This window comes from Pseudomonas sp. HMSC067G02 (assembly GCF_001813485.1).
GTDB classification, from domain to species: Bacteria; Pseudomonadota; Gammaproteobacteria; order Pseudomonadales; family Pseudomonadaceae; genus Pseudomonas; species Pseudomonas aeruginosa.
Genome location: NZ_KV812628.1, coordinates 12,509 through 33,301 on the forward strand (window position 1 = coordinate 12,509; position 20,793 = coordinate 33,301).

The 20,793-nt window shown below is 67.2% G+C and carries 20 protein-coding genes and 1 tRNA gene; 14 read left to right on the forward strand and 7 right to left on the reverse strand.

Annotated features, from left to right (window positions below):
- The first annotated feature begins 86 nt into the window (after positions 1 to 86).
- The 6 genes from HMPREF2914_RS03165 to HMPREF2914_RS03190 all read left to right on the forward strand — a co-directional run bounded on the left by HMPREF2914_RS03165 (position 87) and on the right by HMPREF2914_RS03190 (position 7,130).
- Positions 87 to 1,019, forward strand: a complete 933-nt coding sequence (locus HMPREF2914_RS03165) for a LysR family transcriptional regulator (RefSeq protein ID WP_003090919.1) — start codon at positions 87 to 89, stop codon at positions 1,017 to 1,019.
- 137 nt (positions 1,020 to 1,156) lie between these two features.
- A complete protein-coding gene (locus tag HMPREF2914_RS03170; protein ID WP_003130821.1) occupies positions 1,157 to 2,749 on the forward strand; it encodes an MFS transporter in 1,593 nt (530 codons plus the stop codon).
- Between the two features lie 11 nt (positions 2,750 to 2,760).
- Positions 2,761 to 3,825, forward strand: a complete 1,065-nt coding sequence (locus tag HMPREF2914_RS03175) for an HlyD family secretion protein (RefSeq protein WP_003109676.1) — start codon at positions 2,761 to 2,763, stop codon at positions 3,823 to 3,825.
- A complete protein-coding gene (locus HMPREF2914_RS03180; protein WP_023091616.1) occupies positions 3,822 to 5,261 on the forward strand; it encodes an efflux transporter outer membrane subunit in 1,440 nt (479 codons plus the stop codon). The genes HMPREF2914_RS03175 and HMPREF2914_RS03180 overlap by 4 nt, the downstream gene beginning before the upstream one ends.
- A 36-nt stretch (positions 5,262 to 5,297) precedes the next feature.
- Positions 5,298 to 6,269 carry a LysR family transcriptional regulator gene (locus tag HMPREF2914_RS03185; RefSeq protein ID WP_003109674.1) on the forward strand — a complete coding sequence of 324 codons (972 nt, stop codon included), beginning with the start codon at positions 5,298 to 5,300 and terminating at the stop codon, positions 6,267 to 6,269.
- 90 nt (positions 6,270 to 6,359) lie between these two features.
- The gene (locus HMPREF2914_RS03190; protein ID WP_003109673.1) at positions 6,360 to 7,130 is read left to right on the forward strand and encodes a DODA-type extradiol aromatic ring-opening family dioxygenase; all 771 of its coding nucleotides are present in this window, start codon (positions 6,360 to 6,362) and stop codon (positions 7,128 to 7,130) included.
- Between the two features lie 366 nt (positions 7,131 to 7,496).
- Here HMPREF2914_RS03190 and HMPREF2914_RS03195 read toward each other — a convergent pair whose 3' ends face one another.
- Positions 7,497 to 9,200, reverse strand: coding sequence for a DEAD/DEAH box helicase (locus HMPREF2914_RS03195; protein WP_003119873.1), 1,704 nt, complete (start codon positions 9,198 to 9,200; stop codon positions 7,497 to 7,499).
- Between the two features lie 310 nt (positions 9,201 to 9,510).
- Here HMPREF2914_RS03195 and HMPREF2914_RS03200 point away from each other — a divergent pair, with 310 nt between their 5' ends.
- Positions 9,511 to 10,302 (forward strand): crotonase/enoyl-CoA hydratase family protein, encoded by a 792-nt coding sequence (locus tag HMPREF2914_RS03200; RefSeq protein ID WP_023980174.1) that lies wholly within the window; start codon positions 9,511 to 9,513, stop codon positions 10,300 to 10,302.
- A gap of 26 nt (positions 10,303 to 10,328) precedes the next feature.
- Here the strand turns inward: HMPREF2914_RS03200 and HMPREF2914_RS03205 are convergent, their stop codons facing one another.
- Positions 10,329 to 11,078 (reverse strand): spermidine synthase, encoded by a 750-nt coding sequence (locus HMPREF2914_RS03205; protein WP_003119872.1) that lies wholly within the window; start codon positions 11,076 to 11,078, stop codon positions 10,329 to 10,331.
- A gap of 175 nt (positions 11,079 to 11,253) precedes the next feature.
- Here HMPREF2914_RS03205 and HMPREF2914_RS03210 point away from each other — a divergent pair, with 175 nt between their 5' ends.
- The gene (locus HMPREF2914_RS03210) at positions 11,254 to 12,600 is read left to right on the forward strand and encodes a class II 3-deoxy-7-phosphoheptulonate synthase (protein WP_003117352.1); all 1,347 of its coding nucleotides are present in this window, start codon (positions 11,254 to 11,256) and stop codon (positions 12,598 to 12,600) included.
- A gap of 40 nt (positions 12,601 to 12,640) precedes the next feature.
- Here HMPREF2914_RS03210 and HMPREF2914_RS03215 read toward each other — a convergent pair whose 3' ends face one another.
- The gene (locus HMPREF2914_RS03215; RefSeq protein WP_003110986.1) at positions 12,641 to 13,849 is read right to left on the reverse strand and encodes a winged helix-turn-helix domain-containing protein; all 1,209 of its coding nucleotides are present in this window, start codon (positions 13,847 to 13,849) and stop codon (positions 12,641 to 12,643) included.
- Positions 13,850 to 13,931: 82 nt separating this feature from the next.
- Positions 13,932 to 14,165, reverse strand: a complete 234-nt coding sequence (locus HMPREF2914_RS03220; RefSeq protein WP_003090935.1) for a DUF1127 domain-containing protein — start codon at positions 14,163 to 14,165, stop codon at positions 13,932 to 13,934.
- Positions 14,166 to 14,261: 96 nt separating this feature from the next.
- Here HMPREF2914_RS03220 and HMPREF2914_RS03225 point away from each other — a divergent pair, with 96 nt between their 5' ends.
- Positions 14,262 to 15,116 (forward strand): LysR substrate-binding domain-containing protein, encoded by an 855-nt coding sequence (locus HMPREF2914_RS03225; protein ID WP_003090936.1) that lies wholly within the window; start codon positions 14,262 to 14,264, stop codon positions 15,114 to 15,116.
- 1 nt (position 15,117) lies between these two features.
- Here HMPREF2914_RS03225 and HMPREF2914_RS03230 read toward each other — a convergent pair whose 3' ends face one another.
- Positions 15,118 to 15,867: a sulfite exporter TauE/SafE family protein gene (locus HMPREF2914_RS03230; protein ID WP_023091614.1), complete on the reverse strand. Its 750-nt coding sequence runs from the start codon at positions 15,865 to 15,867 to the stop codon at positions 15,118 to 15,120.
- A gap of 100 nt (positions 15,868 to 15,967) precedes the next feature.
- On the opposite strand from HMPREF2914_RS03230, the gene HMPREF2914_RS03235 reads away from it, so the two are divergent.
- The 3 genes from HMPREF2914_RS03235 (at position 15,968) to ohrR (HMPREF2914_RS03245) (ending at position 18,038) form a co-directional block, all read left to right on the forward strand.
- Positions 15,968 to 16,924: a LysR family transcriptional regulator gene (locus tag HMPREF2914_RS03235; protein WP_023091613.1), complete on the forward strand. Its 957-nt coding sequence runs from the start codon at positions 15,968 to 15,970 to the stop codon at positions 16,922 to 16,924.
- A gap of 85 nt (positions 16,925 to 17,009) precedes the next feature.
- On the forward strand, positions 17,010 to 17,465 hold the full coding sequence (ohrR, locus tag HMPREF2914_RS03240; RefSeq protein WP_003090940.1) for a hydroperoxide stress response transcriptional regulator OhrR: 456 nt from the start codon (positions 17,010 to 17,012) through the stop codon (positions 17,463 to 17,465).
- Positions 17,466 to 17,609: 144 nt separating this feature from the next.
- Positions 17,610 to 18,038, forward strand: a complete 429-nt coding sequence (gene ohrR, locus HMPREF2914_RS03245) for an organic hydroperoxide resistance protein OhrR (RefSeq protein ID WP_003090941.1) — start codon at positions 17,610 to 17,612, stop codon at positions 18,036 to 18,038.
- 87 nt (positions 18,039 to 18,125) lie between these two features.
- Here ohrR (HMPREF2914_RS03245) and efp read toward each other — a convergent pair whose 3' ends face one another.
- Complete coding sequence (gene efp / locus HMPREF2914_RS03250) at positions 18,126 to 18,692, reverse strand: elongation factor P (RefSeq protein ID WP_003090942.1); 567 nt, start codon at positions 18,690 to 18,692, stop codon at positions 18,126 to 18,128.
- 42 nt (positions 18,693 to 18,734) lie between these two features.
- A complete protein-coding gene (gene earP / locus HMPREF2914_RS03255) occupies positions 18,735 to 19,865 on the reverse strand; it encodes an elongation factor P maturation arginine rhamnosyltransferase EarP (protein WP_023091612.1) in 1,131 nt (376 codons plus the stop codon).
- A gap of 155 nt (positions 19,866 to 20,020) precedes the next feature.
- Here earP and HMPREF2914_RS03260 point away from each other — a divergent pair.
- Together HMPREF2914_RS03260 and oprI are read left to right on the forward strand one after the other, a co-directional pair.
- Positions 20,021 to 20,110: transfer RNA gene (locus tag HMPREF2914_RS03260), tRNA-Ser, on the forward strand.
- A gap of 416 nt (positions 20,111 to 20,526) precedes the next feature.
- Positions 20,527 to 20,778: an outer membrane lipoprotei OprI gene (gene oprI / locus HMPREF2914_RS03265; protein ID WP_003090944.1), complete on the forward strand. Its 252-nt coding sequence runs from the start codon at positions 20,527 to 20,529 to the stop codon at positions 20,776 to 20,778.
- Positions 20,779 to 20,793: the final 15 nt, after the last annotated feature.

The window sequence follows — 20,793 nt, forward strand, 5'->3', positions numbered from 1 at the left end:
ACGCAATCCAGCAATGCAGCGAACGCACGCCTGGGAGAGCAAAAGACTGCACCTTGCGCACTCAAGGGTGCTTATACTTCCACTCCATGCATCTTCCCGATATGAATCTCCTGGTCGCCCTCAACGTTCTTCTCGAAGAGGGCAGCGTGGTCGGAGCCGCGCGCCGCATGCACCTCAGCCCACCGGCGATGAGCCGTACCCTGTCGCGGATCCGCGAGGCGGTAGGCGACCCGATCATGGTCCGCGCCGGCCGCAAGCTGGTGCCCACGCCCCGCGCCCTGGAACTGCAAGAGCAGGTCCGGCAACTGGTGGACCAGGCCCGCGACCTGTTCAACACCCGCGAGACCATCCAACTGGACAAGCTGGAGCGCTGCTTCACCCTGCGTTCCAACAACACCCTGGTCGGCGGTCTGGCCACCCGCATACTGGAAATCTTCAGCAAGGAAGCGCCACGCTGTACCCTGCGCTTCGCCCCGGAATCGGACATAGACGACGAAGCCCTGCGGCAGAACCGCATCGACCTCTACATCGGCGCCTCGTCCTGGATGGAGCCCGAGGTCAAGACCCAGCAACTGCTCACCACCCGCTTCGTCGGCCTGGCCCGCCAGGGGCATCCGATCTTCGACGGCGACATCACCCCGCAGCGCTTCGCCGCCTTCCCCCACATCAGCGTCTCGCGCCGCGGACTCCACCACGGCCCGCTGGACCAAGCCCTGGGAGAGCTGGGGGTGACCCGCCAGGTCAAGCTGGTCTGCGCAACCTTCCACTCGGCGATCTTCGCCCTGCCCGGTTCCGACCTGCTGCTGCCGATCGCCGAGCACTCCCTGTGGCGGGCCAACCGACTGGGCCTGGGCCTGCGCCAGTTCGACATCCCGGTGCCATTGAAGACCGTGATGGTGGTCCAGGCCTGGCATCCACGCTTCGACAACGATCCCGCGCACCGCTGGTTCCGGCAAACGGTCAAGCGGCTTTGCGAGGAAGTGCAGAACGATCCCCATCCGCTGCTGGGCTCCAACTGATATAGATGCGTGTAATGCACTGATTCATTTCGATCATTTCAATTTTCACACTACCGGGACGCTCCTAGACTGCGGCGGAAATCAGAAGAGTTTCCGCCCATGCCTTGTTTCCCCACCCTCGCCGTAGCGAGGTCGCGATGACTTCGCTCGCCACCCCGCTCGGCCAGCCGACGCCAACCTCAGCCCCCGCCGCCCAGCCTTTCGGCGCGCGCATCGTGGTCGGCCTGCTCGGCGTGCTGCTCGCCTCGCTCACCGCCGGTCTCAATGGTCATGTCACCGAGATCGCCATGACCGATGTGCGCGGCGCACTCGCCATCGGCCATGACGAAGGCACCTGGCTGACCGTGCTCTACGAAGCCACCCAGGTCGCCGCCATGGCATTCGCGCCCTGGTGTTCGGTGACCTTTTCCCTGCGCCGCTTCACGCTCTTCGCCATCGGCGGCTTCGCCCTGCTGGCCCTGCTCTGTCCGTTCGCGCCGAACCTCGAGAGCCTGCTGGTCCTGCGCACCCTGCAAGGGTTGATGGCCGGCTGCCTGCCGCCGATGCTGATGACCGTGGCGCTACGCTTCCTGCCGCCGGGGATAAAGCTCTACGGCCTGGGCGCCTATGCCCTCACCGCGACCTTCGGGCCCAACCTGGGCCTGCCGCTGGCGGCGTTCTGGTTCGAATACGTCGGCTGGCAGTGGGTGTTCTGGCAGGTCATTCCGCTGTGCCTGGTAGCGATGGCCGCGGTGTCCCATGGCCTGCCCCAGGACCCGGTGCGCCTGGAACGCTTCCGCCAGTTCGACGGCATCGGCCTGCTCACCGGTTTCCCGGCGATCTGCGCCCTGGTGATCGGTCTGCTGCAAGGCGAACGCCTGGACTGGTTCGAGTCGCCGCTGATCTGCCTGCTGCTGGGCAGCGGCAGCCTCCTGCTGGGGCTGTTCCTGGTCAACGAATGGAGCCACCCGCTGCCGTTCTTCCGCCTGCAGTTGCTGAAGCGGCGCAACCTGACCTTCGCCCTGATCACCCTGGCCGGCGTGCTGGTGGTGCTCGGCGCGAGCATGGGCGTGCCGACCGAATTCCTCGCCGAAATCCGCGGCTACCGCCCCCTGCAGAGCGTACCCATGGTGTTGCTGGTGGCTCTTCCGCAGCTCGTCGCGCTGCCGCTGGTGGCGGCCCTCTGCAACATCCCGCGGGTCGACTGCCGCTGGGTGCTGGCCTGCGGCCTGTGCCTGTGCGCCGGTGCCTGCCTGAGCTTCAGCCAACTGACGGCGGACTGGGTGCGCGAGGACTTCTACCTGCCGATGCTGTTACTGGTGGTCGGCCAGCCGATGGCGGTGATTCCGCTGCTGATGCTCTCCACCAGCGTCATCGCGCCCATCGAGGGGCCCTTCGCCTCAGCCTGGTTCAACACCGTCCGCGGCTTCTCCGGGGTAGTCGCCACCGCGGTGATCGGCGCCCTCGGCACCGCCCGCGAGCACTACCACTCCAACCGCCTGGTGGATCACCTGGGCAATGCGTCCCAGGCCGTCGAACTGCGCCTGCAACAGATCGCCGGCCTGCAACCGGGCGCCGACTCCGGCGCGCACTGGCAGCACCTGGCCGAACAGGCCCGCCAACAGGCCCAGGTGCTGGGCAACGCCGACGTGCTGCTGGCGATGACCGGCCTGGCCTGCGCCCTGCTGATCCTGATTCCGATCCTGCCGCAACGGGCCTACCCGCCCCGCCCGGTCGCTCCCACACACTGAAAGGTCGCTGTATGTCGTTCATCACTTCGCGCAAGGGCAGCCTGCTGCTCGCCGCCCTGCTGGTCCTGATCCTACTGGTCTACCTGCTGTTCCACCTGCTCGCCCCACGGGTCGTGCAGAGCACCGACGACGCCTATGTGCACGCCGATTTCACCCTGGTCGCGCCGAAAGTCGCCGGCTTCGTCCAGGACGTCCTGGTCGAGGACAACCAGCCGGTCAAGGCCGGCCAGTTGCTCGCCCGCCTCGACGACCGCGACTTCCGCACCGCCCTGGCCGCCGCCGAAGCCGACGTGCTCGGTGCCGAGGCCAACCTGGCCAATGCCGAGGCCAACCTGCAACGCCAGCAGGCGCTGATCGAACAGGCGCGGGCCAAGGTCCGCGCCGAGCAGGCCGAGCTGGTCTTCGCCCGTCACGAGCAAAGCCGCTACCAGACCCTCGCCAGCAAGGGCGCCGGCAGCCTGCAGAACGCCCAGCAGGCGCAATCGCGGATCGATACCGCCAGCGCCCGGCTGGCCGAGGGCCAGGCCGCGGTGGATGCCACGCGCAAGCAGGTGAGCGTCCTCGAAGCCCGCGTCGGCCAGGCCCGTGGCGACCTGCAACGCATGCAGGCGCGACGCGACCAGGCCCGCCTGGACCTCTCCTACTGTGAACTCCGCGCGCCCTTCGACGGCCTGGTCGGCCGCCGCCAACTGCGCGTCGGCGCCTATGTCACGCCGGGCAGCGCGCTGCTGGCGGTGGTGCCCCTGCAGCAGGCCTACGTGGTCGGCAATTTCCAGGAAACCCAACTGACCCACGTCTCTCCCGGACAGGCCGTGGAGATCCGCGTCGATACCTTCCCCGGCGAGGTTCTGCGCGGCCATGTCGACAGCATCGCACCGGCCACCGGCCTGAGCTTCGCGCCGATCGCCCCGGACAACGCCACCGGCAACTTCACCAAGGTGGTCCAGCGGATCCCGGTGAAGATCGTTCTCGAGCCGCGCCAGGCCATGGCGGGCAAGTTGCGTGTGGGCATGTCGGTGGAAGCACGGATCGACACCGCGACCGGCACCCACTCCGCCGAGGTCGCCCAGCAATGAAAGGCACTCCGCTCCTGCTTATTGCCAGCCTTGCGCTCGGCGCCTGCAGCCTCGGCCCCGACTTCACCCGCCCGGACCGCCCTGCGCCCGGCGACTGGTCGCTCCAGGCCGCTGCCGGCAACCCCAGCCACCTCGCCGCCGCGCCACTCGCAGCACAATGGTGGACGCTGTTCGACGACGCGCAATTGAACGCCCTGCTGCAACGGGTCCAGCGTGCCAACCTCGACCTGCGCAGCGCCGCGGTGCGCCTGCAGCAGAGCCGCGCGATCCGTCGCAGCCTCGGCGGTGACGCCCTGCCCTCGGTGGACGCCAGCGGCAACTACCAGCGCCAGCGGACCACCAGCGCCGGCCTGTTCGATCCTTCCGGCAAGGCCGGCAAAGGCAACTACAACCACGCCCTGGCCGGCTTCGACGCCTCTTGGGAGCTGGACTTCTGGGGCCGCGTGCGACGCGAGCTGGAAACCGCCGACGCGACGGTGGAAGCCAGCGAGAACGAACTGCGCGACGTGCAGGTCTCGGTGCTGGCGGAAGCCGCGCGCGACTATATCCAGTTGCGCGGCGAACAGAGCCGTGCGGCGATCATCCGTGACAACCTCGAGACCGCACGGCGCAGCCTGGAACTCACCCGCACGCGCCTGGCCAACGGCGTCGCCACCGACCTCGAGGTAGCCCAGGCGCTGGCCCAGGTGGCCAGCATGGAGGCACGCCTGCCCGAGGTGGAAAAGAACCAGGCGCACCTGGTCAATGCCCTTGGCTACCTGGTCGGAGCCAGCCCCGGCAGCCTGCTCGCCGAACTCGGCCCGGCGCGGGAGATTCCGCGTCCGCCGGGCAGCGTGCCGGTCGGCGTGCCGTCCGAACTGGCCCAGCGCCGCCCCGACATCCGTCGTGCCGAAGCGCGCCTGCACGCCGCTACCGCCAGCATCGGCGTGGCCAAGGCGGACTTCTATCCGCGCATCACGCTCAACGGCAACTTCGGTTTCGAATCCCTGCAACTGTCCAGCCTGGGCGACTGGGACCATCGCCAGTTCGCCATCGGCCCGGCGTTCAGCCTGCCGATCTTCGAAGGCGGACGCCTGCGCGGACGCCTGGAGCTACGCGAGGCACAGCAGCAGGAAGCCGCCATCGACTACCAGCGCACCGTGCTGCGTGCCTGGCAGGAAGTCGACGACGCGATGCACGACTACGCCGCCAACCAGCGCCGCCAGGAGCGCCTCGGCGAAGCCGTGGCGCAGAACCGCCGCGCCCTGCAGAGCGCCCGCGAGCAATACCGCGCCGGCGCGGTGGACTTCCTCAGCGTGCTCGACAGCCAGCGGCAACTGCTGGACAACCAGGAACAGCAGGTCGCCAGCGACGAAGCGGTGTCTCTGACCCTGGTCAACCTCTACAAGGCGCTGGGCGGCGGCTGGAGCCCAACGTCCGACCCGGCGTCGGGCTGAGACGACGCCGGGCGCGGACCGGCGAAGGAGTTGGAAATGGACCTGCTGCACGGTATCCGGACCTTCGTCCGCGTGGTGGAGCACGGCAGCTTCACCCAGGCCGCCCAGGCGCTGGGCACCTCTCCGGCGACCGTTTCGCGCCAGGTCGCCGGGCTCGAACAGGCGCTCTCGGCGCGCCTGCTGCAACGCAATACGCGCAGCGTCGTGGTGACGGAAAGCGGTCTGCGCTACTACGAGCATTGCAAGCAGATCCTGCGTACGGTCGCCGCCGCCGCGGCGGACGTCGAAGACAGCCAGTCCCACGCCAGTGGTCGCCTGCGCCTCCACGCGGTGACCGAACTGGGCCTCGAGCACCTGATGCCGCTACTGGTGGACTACCTGGACGGCCATCCGGACGTCTCCGTCGACCTCACGCTGGCCCAGGGCACCCCGGCCCTGCTCGAGGAAGGCCTGGACGTGCTGATCACCCTCGGCCGAACCTTGCCGGACTCGACCCTGGTCGCCCGCGATCTCGGCCAGGTGTTCAGCGTGGTCTGTGCCGCGCCGGAATACCTGGCACGGCATGGCGTGCCGCGCACGCCGGAGGACCTGCTGCGGCATCGCTGCCTGAACGTGGCCGCGCCGTCCTGCCCGCAGGGCTGGGTCTTCGTCGGCGAACGCGGCGAAACGCTGCTCGATCTCGACGAGGCGCTCAAGGTCAACCTCCCCGAGGCCGCCTGCGCCGCCGCCGCGGCCGGGCTCGGCGTCTGCCTGCTGCCCGGCTTCGTCGCCGCCCGCGCGCTGCAGGAAGGCAGCCTGTTGCGGCTACTGCCGGGCCATCGACTGCATGTCCGCGAGGTGTTCGTGCTGTACTCCTCGCGGCGCTACCTGGACGCCAAGATCCGCACCTGGGTGGACTTCCTCAGGGAACGCCTGCCCCTGGCGTTCGAGCGTGACCGGGCGATCCTCGACGATCGGCGCTACTGGGCGGAAAGCCCAACTGGCGTAGCGCGCGAGACCGCGACCTAACGTCTGGATCGATAGGTATCCTCAAAAACATATACTGGTTTTCGATTGATCGAGGGAGGAACATGGCTCATCCGAGTCATGAGGTGAATCATGCTACCGACTCTCTATATTTCCCACGGCTCACCGATGCTCGCCCTCGAACCGGGCGCCAGCGGCGTACAACTGCGCCGCCTGGCTACAGAGCTGCCGCGGCCGAAGGCGATCCTGGTGGTTTCCGCGCACTGGGAAAGCGACGACCTGCGAGTAACCGGCGCCGCGGCGCCGGATATCTGGCACGACTTCTACGGCTTTCCGCCGCCCCTCTACGCCGTGCGCTACCCGGCCAAGGGCGCGCCGGCGCTGGCGCAGCGGACGATCGAACTGCTCCAGGCCGCCGGCCTGCCGGCCCAGGCCGACCCACAGCGACCATTCGACCACGGCACCTGGGTGCCGCTGAGCCTGATGTACCCGCAGGCGGACATCCCGGTGCTCCAGCTGTCCCTGCCGAGCCGCCTCGGTCCGGCCCTGCAGAGCCGCGTCGGCCAGGCCCTGCGCCAACTGCGCGGGGAAGGCGTGCTGCTGATCGGTTCCGGCAGCATCACCCACAACCTGGGCGAACTGGACTGGCACGCCGGACCGGAAGCCATCGCGCCCTGGGCGCGGGAGTTCCGTGACTGGATGGTGGAAAAGCTCCAGGCCGACGACGAGGCCGCGCTTCACGACTACCGCCGGCAGGCGCCCTGGGCGGCGCGCAACCACCCCAGCGACGAGCACCTGCTGCCGCTGTTCTTCGCCCGCGGCGCGGGCGGCGGCGGGATGCGCGTCGAGCACAGCGGCTTTACCCTGGGCTCGTTGGGGATGGATATCTATCGCTTCGATTGACAGAACTTCTCGTGGGACTGGCGGAGAGCATTGGCTTCCCGCCGCAAGCTGGGTGGACTCGGCTGGCAGCCAGGAAATCGCGAGCGATATAGTCCTGTAGCGCGAATAACGCCATAGGCGTTATCCGCGATGTCATGGATAGGCGGCGGATCAGGGCTTCGGTATGTGCAGGTCTGGCATGCACGACGTGGTGCCTGCCCTGGCGGCTGGGCGAGTCTTTTGTTTCCTTTAGACGCTTGCCAGAGGGGCTCGCCCGGGGTGACGAAACGAGAAGCCGGGGCAGGCGCGAAAAACAGCCCGGCCAGCAAACATCAAGCCCATGAAAAAGCCCCGCCGAAGCGGGGCTTTTGTTCATCGCGCTGGACCTCAGTCCTCGCGATAGCGGCGCAGGCGCAGGGCCTTGCCGGCGACGCGGGTGTCCTTGAGCTTGGTCAGCAGGCGCTCGAGGTTGGCCTCGGGCAGTTCGATCAGGCTGAAGGTATCGCGAATCTGGATGCGGCCGATGTCCTCGCGGGACAGGCCGCCCTCGTTGAGGATCGCGCCCAGCAGGTTCTTCGCCGCGACCCCGTCGCGCGCGCCGAGGGCGGTGCGGCAGCGGGCACGGCCTTCGCTCGGCGGCGCCATCGGACGACGCTCGCCGCTGCGCTCCGGACGCTCGCCGCGTTCGCCACGGTCGGCACGCTCGCGCGGTGCCGATGGGGTCAGCGGCTGTTCGCGGCGCACCGACTCCAGGTCCAGCGCCTTGCCGGCGGTCAGGCGCGCCAGCAGTGCGGCGGCCAGGGTCTCGGCATCGCAGCCGAGGCGACGGCACAGCTCGTCGCGCACCGCGCCGCGCTGCTCGACGGCGCTGTCGAGCAAGGGCGTCAGGCTCGCGGCCAGGCGCGCCAGGCGGGCCTCCAGTACGGTCTCGGCATCCGGCAGGCGGACTTCGCCGACCTTCTGCCCGGTGACCCGCTCGATCACCTGCAGCATGCGCCGCTCGCGCGGAGTCACCAGCAACAGCGCGCGCCCTTCCCGACCGGCACGGCCGGTACGGCCGATGCGGTGCACGTAGGACTCGGGGTCGTAGGGCATATCGATGTTCAGCACGTGGGTGATGCGCGGTACGTCCAGGCCCCGGGCAGCAACGTCGGTGGCGATGACGATGTCCAGCGAACCGTCCTTCAGCGACTCGATGACCCGCTCGCGCTGGGCCTGCGGCATGTCGCCGTTGAGCGCGGCGGCGCGGTAGCCCTGGCGCTCGAGCAATTCGGCGTAGTCGAGGGTGGCCTGCTTGGTGCGGACGAAGGCGATCAGCGCGTCGAACTGCTCGACTTCCAGCAGGCGCTGGATCGAACCGGCCTTCTGGTCGGCATGGACCATCAGGTGGACCTGCTCGATGCGCGCCACGGTCTGGGTCTTGGCGGCGATCTTGACGTGCTTGGGCTGCTTCAGGTGGCGCTCGGCGATGCCACGGATGGACGCCGGCAGGGTCGCCGAGAAGAGCACGGTCTGGCGCGATTCGGGAAGCGCCTCGAAGATCACTTCCAGGTCGTCCATGAAGCCGAGCTTGAGCATCTCGTCGGCTTCGTCGAGCACCAGGCGCTGGACGGTGGCCAGCAGCTTCTCGTCGCGGCGCAGGTGGTCGCACAGGCGGCCGGGGGTAGCGACGAGGATCTGTGCGCCCTGGCGCAGGGCCTTCAGCTGCGGCCCCATGGGCGCGCCGCCGTAGACGGCGACCACGCCGACGCCCGGCAATTGCTTGGAATAGGTTTCGCAGGCGGTGGCGACCTGCAGGGCCAACTCGCGGGTCGGCACCAGCACCAGCATCTGCGGCTCGCGGCGGCTCGGGTCGATGCGCGACAGCAGCGGCAGGGCGAACGCGGCGGTCTTGCCGGTACCGGTCTGCGCCTGGCCGATCATGTCGTGGCCTTCGAGGATCAGCGGAATCGATTGAGCCTGGATAGGCGAAGGCTCTTCGTAGCCTACGGCGACGATTGCCGCGAGCACATTGGGGTGAATACCGAGCGCGGCGAAGCCGACGGTTTCCTGAGTCATGGGTTTGCCTCGTATACATCCGCAAAGACCCATGACCCATGGCTGCTCATGCCCTGTACGGCCGAAACGGCCACCCAGGCAGCTGGGGCGGGGATTTGCGAGATTGCTTTTGAATTAGAAGATTACGTAAAGGAAATCCGCAGAGCGGATACACAGCCAGAGCACAGCGCTCCGAAAAATGCAGGTCCTGAACGGGGTCAGTTTTGACCGGCGCGCATCATACCGGAATTTTGACGTTTGTGTGCGTTTTTTCCGACATGCGTCATCGGAGAGACTGACAATGGACATCCCGATTCCAGACGTCTATACCGACGTTGCCCGCCCCCCGCCAGGAAACCGCCGCATGAACGACACCCTCCCAGGACGCATCAGCCGCGAACGGCGCGGCCACCTGCTGCTGCTCGGCCTCGACCGCGTGGCCAAGCGTAACGCCTTCGACCTGCCGATGCTCGACGACCTGGTCGCCGCGCTCGGTGAATACGAGGCCGACGACCAGTTGCGCTGTGCCCTGCTCTTCGCCCACGGCGAGCATTTCACCGCCGGGCTGGACCTGGCCAATGTCGGCGAGACCTTCCGCCAGGGCTGGAAACTCCCCGAAGGCGCCGTCGATCCCTGGGGCACCTTCGGCGGCCGGCGTCCAAGCAAGCCGCTGGTGGTGGCCGTGCAAGGCTACTGCTACACCATCGGCATCGAACTGATGCTGGCGGCCGACATCAACCTCTGCGCCAGCAACGCGCGCTTCGCCCAGCTCGAAGTGCAGCGCGGAATCCTCCCGTTCGGTGGCGCGACACTGCGCATGCACCAGGTCGCCGGCTGGGGCAACGCCATGCGCTGGCTGCTCACCGGCGACGAATTCGACGCCCACGAAGCCTATCGTCTCGGCCTGGTGCAGGAAGTCACCGCCCCGGAAGACCTCCTCGACCACGCCATCGCCCTCGCCGAACGGGTCGCGGCCCAGGCGCCGCTCGGCGTGCGCGCCACCCTCGGCTCGGCGCGCCAGGCCCTGCTGGAAGGCGAAGCGGTCGCCGCCGCTGCGTTGCCGGAAGCCGCCAGGCGCCTGCTCGACAGCGAGGACGCCAGGGAAGGCCTGCGCGCGCTCCAGGAACGCCGCCCGGGACGCTTCGAAGGACGCTAGGCCGGGCCCTTGTCCGCGCGCCCTGGCTACTGGGCCGGGCGCAGGCTGTCGATATAGCCCTGCAACGAATAGCCGAGTTGCGGCTCCAGCGCCGCGGCACGCGTCCGCAGGGCTTCCTGGTCGAGTTCGAGGGCCAGGTTCGCCGGCACCAGCATCACCACGTTGCCCTCGGCCACCGGACACTCCCAGTAATGATGGTGATAGCGCCCGCGCAGCAGCGGCGCGCCCAGCGGCTTGCCATCGGTGCCGCTCCACTGGTTGATCACCAGCCAGCCATCCTCGGCGAGGCGCTCCTGGCAGGCGCCGAGGAAATTCCAGGCCAGGTGCGCGGCCGACGGGCCGGTATCGGTATAGAGGTCGAGGAAGATCAGGTCGGCCTCCGCGCATTCGCCCAGGCTCTCCAGTGCGTCGCCGATGCGCAATCGCAGGCGCGGGTCGTCGCGCAGCCCCAGATGCTCGCGGGCCAGGCGCGGAATCGCCGGGCGCAGCTCGATGGCCTCGGCCTCCTCCAGCGGCAGGTGGCGCAGGCAGGCCTGGGTCAGGCTGCCGGCGCCGAAACCGAGGAACAACGCGCGACGCGGTTGCGAATGGCAGAGCCCGCCTAGCAGCATGGCGCGGGTGTAGTCGTATTCCAGCCAGGCCGGATCGGGCATGAACACGCAGCTCTGCTCGACACCGTCGCCGAACTCGAGGAAGCGATAGTCGCCGGACTCGATGACCCGGATGACCCCGTATTCGTCGCGCTCCTCGACCAGCAGACGTTCTTCGCTCACCACTCACCTCCCCCCGCCGCTTCGCCGGCTATCGCCAGGCGCTCCGGCAAAAGCACCGCAGCATAGCAAAGCCGGCCCGACGATGGATTTCCGCTATTGCAACGATCGCTGGCGGCGCTGCGGCGAGCTGCTCTACCATGCCGCAATCCGCTTTCCCGAGCATTGCCAAGAGTCGTAGATGAGCCAGTCCTGGAGCCCCGAGAGCTGGAGGGCCAAGCCGATCCAGCAACAACCCGAGTACCCCGATGCCGCGCACCTGGCCAGGGTCGAGCAGACCCTCGCCGGATACCCGCCGCTGGTCTTCGCCGGCGAGGCTCGCGAGCTGCGCCGGCAGTTCGCCGAAGTCACCGCCGGACGCGCCTTCTTGCTCCAGGGCGGGGATTGCGCGGAAAGCTTCGCCGAATTTTCCGCGGCGAAGATCCGCGATACCTTCAAGGTACTGTTGCAGATGGCGGTGGTAATGACCTTCGCCGCCGGCTGCCCGGTAGTGAAGGTCGGGCGCATGGCCGGCCAGTTCGCCAAGCCGCGCTCCTCCGGCGACGAAACGCAGAACGGCGTGACCCTGCCCGCCTATCGCGGCGACATCGTCAACGGCATCGGCTTCGACGAGAAGAGCCGCGTGCCGGACCCGGAGCGCCTGTTGCAGGCCTACCACCAGTCCACCGCCAGCCTCAACCTGTTGCGCGCCTTCGCCCAGGGCGGCTTCGCCGACCTGCACCAGGTGCACCGCTGGAACCTCGACTTCATCGCCAACTCGGCGCTGGCCGAGCGCTACCAGCAACTCGCCGACCGCATCGACGAGACCCTCGCCTTCATGCGCGCCTGCGGCCTGGACAGCGCGCCGCAGCTCCGCGAAACCAGCTTCTTCACCGCCCACGAAGCGCTCCTGCTGAACTACGAGGAAGCCCTGACCCGCCGCGACAGCCTGACCGGCGAGTGGTACGACTGCTCGGCGCACATGCTCTGGATCGGCGACCGCACCCGCCAGCTCGACGGCGCTCATGTCGAGATGCTGCGCGGCGTAGGCAATCCGATCGGGGTCAAGGTCGGGCCGAGCATGGACAGCGAGGAGCTGATCCGCCTGATCGATATTCTCAACCCGGACAACGATCCGGGCCGCCTCAACCTGATCGTGCGGATGGGTGCCGACAAGGTCGGCGACCACCTGCCGCGCCTGATCCAGGCCATCCAGCGCGAGGGCCGCCAGGTGCTGTGGAGTTCCGACCCGATGCACGGCAATACCATCAAGGCCTCCAGCGGCTACAAGACCCGCGACTTCGCCCGCGTGCTCGCCGAAGTCCGCCAGTTCTTCGAGGTGCACCAGGCCGAAGGCAGCTACGCCGGCGGCATCCACATCGAGATGACCGGGCAGAACGTCACCGAATGCATCGGCGGTTCGCGACCGATCACCGAAGACGGCCTCAGCGACCGCTACCACACCCACTGCGACCCGCGGCTGAACGCCGACCAGTCGCTGGAACTGGCCTTCCTGATCGCCGAAACCCTGAAGCAGGTACGCCGCTGAGCGCGCCGCGGCCGCTCCCGCCGCCCGGCGGGAGCGTTCGCTAGAGCAGCACCCCGCGCAAGCGCACCGCCAACTCCCCGCGCCCCTCGATCGCCACCGTCGCCAGGCCCAGCCAGGCGGCCATGCTGCGCAACTGCTCGGCCAGCTCGTGCAGGGCGGCATCGTCCATGCCGTTCGCCTCGGCATGCAGCGCATGCACCGCCAGGCGCTCCCGCGCCCGCTCGGCGCGGAGGTCGACGCGGCCGACCAGACGGCCGTTGTACAGGAATGGCAGCACGTAGTAGCCGTACACGCGTTTTTCCTTCGGCGTGTAGATCTCCAGACGATAGCGGAAATCGAACAGGCGCTCGGCCCGCGCCCGCTCCCAGACCAACGAGTCGAAGGGCGAGAGCAAGGCACTGGCGCCTAGCCGCCTCGGCACCTGCGGTTCGCCGGGGCAGTAGGCCGGCTGGCTCCAGCCCTCGACCCGGACCGGCAGCAGCTCGCCAGCCTCCACCAGTTCGGCGAGGCGCGCGCGGCTCTGCGCCGGGCTCAGCCGATAGTAGTCGCGCAGGTCCTTTTCGGTGGCCACGCCCAGGGCGCTCGCCGCCATCCGCAACAGCTCGCGCTGGGCCTGTGCCTCCGAAAGCTCGGGACGCGCCAGCAATTCCGCGGGAAACACTCGCTCCGGCAGGTCATAGAGCCGCTCGAAGCCGCGCCGTCCGGCCACCGTCAGCTCGCCGGCGGCGAACAGCCATTCCAGCGCATGCTTTTCCGCGCTCCAGTCCCACCAGGGACCGGCCCGCTCCTGCCGCGTGCTCAGGCTGCCGGCACCCAGCGCGCCTTGCTCGCGCACCGCCTGCAACACCTGGCGGATCAGTGGCTGCTGTTCCCGGCCGAAACGTGCCAGTTGCTGGTAGATGCCCTGGCCGTCGGCGGCCTGACGCATCCGCCAGCGCATCAGCGGGTAGTGCTCCAGCGGCAGCAGCGAGGCCTCGTGCCCCCAGTATTCGAACAACTGGCGGTGACGGCCGACACTCCAGGCTGCCTCGTCGAGCAGCGTCATGGAGTAGGGACCGAGGCGGGAAAACAGCGGCAGGTAGTGCGAGCGCACCAGCGCATTCACCGAATCGATCTGTAGCAGGCCGAGGCGCGCGAGCATTTCGCGCAGATGCCGCCGCTGCACGCTGCGGCGCGTCCGCCGGCCGTCGAAGCCCTGCGCGGCCAGGGCCAGGCGGCGGGCTTCGGCGAGGGAAAGCGAAAGACTCATGGAGCGCCCCAGTCGATGAAGGAGACTGCGAGTCTATCGTGCCCCCGCCGCCGCGCCAGCCCGGCGCGCCGCTGCGGTTCGCTCAATGCCGACGCAGCGGGTCGTCCCAGAAATGCCGCTCGCCCTCTTGGAAGATATCCGCCCGACTCAGGCCGAGGTCCTTCAGCGCTTCGTCGCTCATCCTCAGCAGTTCCCGGCGCTCGCGGGCCAACTGCAACCAGCGCCGCCAGCGACGCCACAACGACGGCGCAGCGGTCGAGGCGGGATGGGATGCAGCGTGGCAGTGACTGCCGAAATAATCCTGTTGACCTTTCATCGTCTTGCCCTCCGTTCGGGATAGGCACAGTCTCCCGCCAGGCATAGGATCAATCCAACGAATCATTCTGATGCAATGCATCTTGGAGATTGATGAATGAGCTACCAGCCCGGCATCGATACGGAATTGCTCCGCACCTTCGTCGCCATCGCCGAGCACGGTGGTTTCACCCGCGCCGCGGAGGCGGTGAATCGCACCCAGTCGGCGGTCAGCATGCAGATGAAGCGGCTAGAGGAGGACGTCCTGCAGCGCTCGCTGTTCGAGCGCGACGGAAGGCAGACCCGCCTCACCGCCGAAGGCCAGGTGCTGCTCGGCTATGCCCGGCGGATCCTCAAGCTGCACGGCGAGGTGTTCAACACCCTGCGCCGCCCGCACATGGTCGGCTCGGTGCGCATCGGCACCCCGGACGACTACGTGATGCGCTTCCTCCCGGCGATCCTGTCGCGCTTCGCCGAAGCCTATCCGCTGGTGCAGGTCGAGGTGCATTGCGACACCTCGCTCAACCTGCTGGCGCGCAACGACCTCGACCTGTCCATCGTCACCCGTGAGCCGGGCACCGAGATCGGCCAGTTGCTGCGCCAGGAGCCCTTCGTCTGGATGGCCGCCGAGGGCTTCTGCCCCCACGACCAGCGGCCGATCCCGCTGGCCATGTTCAACACCACCTGCTTTTGCCGGGCCTGGGCCTGCAACGCCCTGGAGGCGGCGGAACTGGACTACCGCATCGCCTACAGCAGCCCCAGCCTGTCGGCGCTGTTCGCGGTGGTCAGCGCCGGCCTCGCCGTGACCGTGCAACTGCGTAGCCTGCTCACCGGCAACCTGCGCATCCTCGACGAGAGCGAGGGCCTGCCCGCCCTGCCCTCGGCCAGCATCATGCTGATGCGCAACCCGCACAGCCAGTCGCCGGTCACCGAGAAGCTCGCCGAATACATCGGCGAGGGCTTCCGTCTCTGACTCAACCGCGCGCCAGCAGGAGCACCGCGCACAACGCGAGGAAGGCACAGAAGGCCATGCGCAGGCTGCGCTCGGGCAAGGCGTGGGCCAGCCTCACGCCCCAGGAAATGCTCAGCAGGCCGCCCAGCGCCAGGGGGATTCCCATCCGCCAGTCGACATGACCGTGCATGGCGTAGGTCCCCAGCGCCACCGCCGTGCTCGGCGCGGCCAGGGCCAGCGCGAGGCCCTGGGCGACGACCTGGGCGAGGCCGAACACCGAAGTCAGCACCGGTGTCGCCAGCACCCCGCCGCCCACCCCGAAAAGCCCGCCGAGCGAACCTGCGCCAAGGCCCAGCACGCCCATCCAGGGCAAGCCGTAGCGCGGCGTCGCGCCGCCCTGCGGCGGGCGCCGGAACAGGCGCCAGAACATGTAGCCGGCCAGCGCCAGGAGGAAGATCACGAACGCTTCGCGCATCCGCGCCGCATCGATCCGCGCGGCCACGCTGGACGCCAGGAACGCGCAAAGCAGGCCGGTCAGGGCAAGGACTCCGGCCTGGCGCGGATCGATGCGGTTGCGCTGGTGGTAGCGCCACAACGCCAGCACCACGTTCGGTACCACCATCACCAGCGCGGTACCCTGCGCCAATTGCTGGTCGAGGCCGAAGATCACCCCCAGCGCCGGGATCGCCAGCAGGCCGCCGCCTATCCCGAACAGACCGCCCAGGCAACCGAGCACCATCCCCAGCAGGAAATCGAGAAATACATCCAGCATGTCAGCCCCTCTTTCGACGCCTCCATGCTAGGCAAGCGTGGCTGGATGGGAAACGCACAAGAAAGCACAATGGCTATGCCAATCACGCAAAGGCATGAGCATGTTGCCCGATACCCTCAGCGAACAGTTCGTTCTCTACCTCGATGTCCTCGATGGCGGCAGCTTCTCCGCCGCTGCCCGCAAGCACCCGCTTACCCCGTCCGCCGTGGCGCGCCGGATGGACGCCCTGGAACGCGCCGTCGGCAGCACCCTGCTGGTGCGCACCACCCATGCGGTACGCGCCACGCCGGCCGGCCTGGCCTTCGCCGACCGCGCCCGGCGGATCGTCACCGAACTGCGCCTGGCCCGCGCCGAAGCGGTGTCCCTGAGCACCGCGCCGCAGGGCCTGATCCGTATCGATGCGCCGGTGCCCTTCGGCCGCCGCCACCTGGCCCCGGCGGTCGCCGACTTCCTCAAGGCCAACCCCGGCCTGGACGTGCAATTGCGCCTGATCGGCAGCTTCATCGACCTGCAGGGCGAACATCTCGGCGAGGTCGACCTGGTGTTGCGCGCCGGCCCGCTGCCCGACAGCCGCCTGGTGGCCACTTCGCTGGCGCCGATGGTGCGGGTGGTCTGCGCCAGCCCGGAGTACCTGCGCGAACATGGCGTTCCCGCATCCCCCGGCGAACTGCCGGAGCATGCCGGCATCGATTGGGACAACCTGTCGCCACCCTATGCCTGGCGCTTCCAGCACGACGGCAAGCTCCAGCACCTGCGGCCGAAACGGGCGCGGCTGGCCACCAATAACGCCGAAGCGATGGTCGACGCGGCGCTGGCCGGCCTCGGCATCGCCCACCTGCCGACCTGGCTGTGCAGCGAGTACCTGCTGCGCGGCGAACTGCAGGCGCTGTTCTGCGACGACGGCTTGCCCGCCGCCGAGCCCACCTGCATCTATGCTCTGCGCCTGGAACGCGAAGCCAGTTCGCGAACCCGCCTGCTGCTGGCTTTCCTCCGCGAGCGCTTCGGTTTTCCGCCACCCTGGGACCAGGCCCTGCAGCAGCGTCTCGGCGAGCACTGAAGACACCACCCGGCGGGAAACCTGGAAAGCCAATAGCCACTACGCTAAATTCATGCACAGCGCCCTACTTACTTGGAAGACAGCCATGTCCCGACTGCCCACCACCCCTTGCGAGCAGCTCAAGCTGGACAACCAGCTGTGCTTCGCGCTGTATTCCACCTCGCTGCAGATGACCAAGGTCTACAAGCCCCTGCTGCAAGCGCTCGGCCTCACCTATCCGCAGTACATCGCCATGCTGGTGCTATGGGAACGCGACGGCCTGACCGTGGGCGAAATCAGCGCACGCATGCTTACCGACCCGGGATCGCTCACGCCTCTGCTCAAGCGCCTGGAGGGCGAAGGTCTGATTACCCGCACTCGCAGCAGCGAAGACGAACGCGTAGTCCTGCTGCGCCTGACCGACAAGGGCCGCGCCCTGCAGCGACAGGCCGAGAGCATTCCCGCCTGCATCCTGGAGAGTACCGGCCTCGACTTGCCACAGCTGGTCGCCCTCAAGGATGAGCTGCTGGCCCTGCGCGGCAACCTGCAAGCACCGGACTGAGGGGCTTATACCTACCTGTCTGGTTTTTATCGCCAAATCTTCCAACGATTTATCTTGCGCACAAAATAGCGTGACGATAAATTTCATTTCACGCACTTACTTAGCGCGCAAGAAATTAACGCACAACCTAGACAGGTGACCCTCATGCAAACCATCAAGGCTCTCTACACCGCAAGCGCAACCGCCACCGGAGGCCGTGACGGCCGTGCGGTATCCTCGGACGGCGTGCTCGACGTGAAACTCAGCACTCCGCGCGAACTGGGCGGCCAGGGCGGCGCGGCCACCAACCCGGAACAACTGTTCGCCGCCGGCTACTCGGCCTGCTTCATCGGGGCCCTGAAGTTCGTTGCCGGCCAGCGCAAGCAGACCCTTCCCGCCGACGCCTCGATAACCGGCAAGGTCGGCATCGGCCAGATCCCCGGCGGCTTCGGCCTGGAGGTCGAACTGCACATCAGCCTGCCGGGCCTGGAGCGCGAAGCCGCCGAAGCGCTGGTAGCCGCCGCCCACCAGGTCTGCCCCTACTCCAACGCTACCCGCGGCAATATCGACGTACGCCTGAACGTGTCGGTCTGAAGCTTCTGACTCTCCGCGCCGCGGCGGCGGACAGCGGAAACGAAAAAGCCCGGCATTCGCCGGGCTTTTTCTCGTCGCGCGAAAGGATCAGGCCTTGACGCGGGACTTGTACTCGCCGGTGCGGGTATCGATCTCGATCGAGTCGCCGATTTCGCAGAACGCGGAAACCTGCAGCTCGGCGCCGTTGTTCAGGCGCGCGGTCTTCATCACCTTGCCCGAGGTGTCGCCGCGGACGGCCGGCTCGGTGTAGGCGATCTGGCGAACGATGGTGGTCGGCAGCTCTACCGAGATCACCTTGTCGTTGTAGAACACGGCTTCGCAGATGTCGGTCATGCCGTCTTCGATGAAGGTCAGCACGCCTTCCAGATCGTCTTTCTCGATCTCGTACTGGTTGAACTCGCTGTCCATGAAGACGTACAGCGGGTCGGCGAAGTAGGAGTAGGTCACTTCCTTGCGATCGAGGATGATCGGCTCCAGCTTGTCGTCGGCCTTGAACACGGTCTCGGTACCGGCGCCGGTCAGCAGGTTCTTCAGCTTCATCTTGACGACGGCAGCGTTACGGCCGGACTTGTTGAACTCGGCCTTCTGGATGACCCAGGGAGCGCCATTGATGTTGGCAACCTGGCCGGCGCGGAACTCTTGAGCGGTTTTCATACGAATATCCGATGGATGAAAGACAAAAAATCAGGCCGCGTATCATAGCCAATCTGCGTAAAATTGCACCAGCCTTGCCGCAAGATCCGGACGCATGCCCTGTTCGTCGGCCCAGCGCTGCGCTTCCCTACGCCACTCGGGCAGTTGCCTCTCCAGCCCCTCCCAGGCCCCGGCAAGTCCACCGCCGACGTTCCACGCCAGCCAGAAGGTGCGCAGGTTTTCCGCCAGGTCGGCGGGCAGGCCGGCGCAATAGAGTTCGAGGAATGCCTCGAGCTTCGCCAGGTGCGCCTCCTCTTCCTGTCTATAGATGTGCCAGAGCAGCGGCCGTCCCGCCCACTGCGCGCGAACGAAGGAGTCCTCGCCGCGCACCGCGTTCAGGTCGCAGCACCACAACAGGCGATCGTAGTCGTCCTGCGCCATGAACGGCAGCACCTGGACCCGCAACGCGTCGCGCACGTGGACGTCCCCGACGGCCAGCGTAGCCACCCGCAGCCAATCGGCGACATCCGCCAGCACCCGCCCCTCCGGCACCAGCAGCAGGCTCGGCTGGCGGGCGTCGCGCAGTTGTTCCAGCCAGCCAGGCAGCGCCGGGTTTTCGTAGGCAAACAGCGAAATCAGTCGCTCGCCAACCTTCCGCCGCACGCCGAGGGAGGCGAGAAACTCATCCTGCGCCGAGGCAGAGGCCTGGAAACGGCGCCGACGTTCCAGCAGGCCGGCCTCGCGCAACAGGCCGCCACTGGGCTCGCGGAACCCGGGAAAGAAGAAGTACTTGGAAAGCCCGCACGCCTGCAGCGACGGCAATGCGTGGCAACTGCCGATCCATTCCTCGGCACTCAGGTACTCCAGGTTCAGCCACAGGGACGGCCGCTCGCGCTCGCGCATGGCCTGCCGGTGCGCCTCCGGCAGTTCGCAGGCGAAGGCCTCGATCACCACGTCGGCCGCCACCACCGATGCCCACGGCCGGCCCCAGGCACGCACTTCGACCCCATCCAGGCACTGCACGTGCGCCGCCGGGTCCGCCCGCGGACAGATCCGGGCGAAGGCCTGCGGCTCGTCCACCCACAGGCGCACCGCCTGACCGTGCTCGGCGGCCAGTTGGCGAGCCAGGCGCCAGGTGACGCCGATGTCGCCATAGTTGTCGACCACGCTACAGAAAATGTCCCAGCTCGCCATCCGCCTCTCCTCTTCGTGCCCGGCAGTCTACCAAGGCACCCCGCGGACTTTCCTCCGACGACCTAAGCCGATGAAAAAGTTAAAAAAATATTTGCCAAGCGGGAAATGTTCGAGTAAATTGCGCGCCTCGACAGACACGGCGCTGTCGAGAACCTGGTGAGGTGTCCGAGTGGTTGAAGGAGCACGCCTGGAAAGTGTGTATACGGGAAACCGTATCGAGGGTTCGAATCCCTCCCTCACCGCCAGATCGCAAGAAGGCCCGGCTAATCAAGTTAGCCGGGCCTTTTTCATTTCCGCACCAATACTTACGGCATTTCCGGCAACATGCTGGCAACTTAGTTGTTACTTGCCACTCCCCGCCAAGTCGATAAGCGCCAGCCACTCCGGCGGAACATTCTCGACAACCCGGCAGCCCTCATCCCCCGCCTCTTGCAGCAACTCTACCCAAGGTCCGGGAAATTGCTTACTTGCGCCGCACGCTGGATATTTTTTGAACAAACGACACTCCAACTACTGCTAAAGTCGGGGGGACTAAAAAAAAAGTTGCTCGGCTTGCGCTTGGTCAGTTTACTTACTACAAGTAATGGGTAGTATGTAGCCGGCTAATTTCCCCGGCTGGGGAGATTGCTGTTATGGAAATGTCCACCTTAAGGGGAACACGATGAACAACGTTCTGAAATTCTCTGCTCTGGCTCTGGCTGCTGTTCTGGCCACCGGTTGCAGCAGCCACTCCAAAGAAACCGAAGCTCGTCTGACCGCTACCGAAGACGCAGCTGCTCGTGCTCAGGCTCGCGCTGACGAAGCCTATCGCAAGGCTGACGAAGCTCTGGGCGCTGCTCAGAAAGCTCAGCAGACCGCTGACGAGGCTAACGAGCGTGCCCTGCGCATGCTGGAAAAAGCCAGCCGCAAGTAATAGGTCTCACGACCT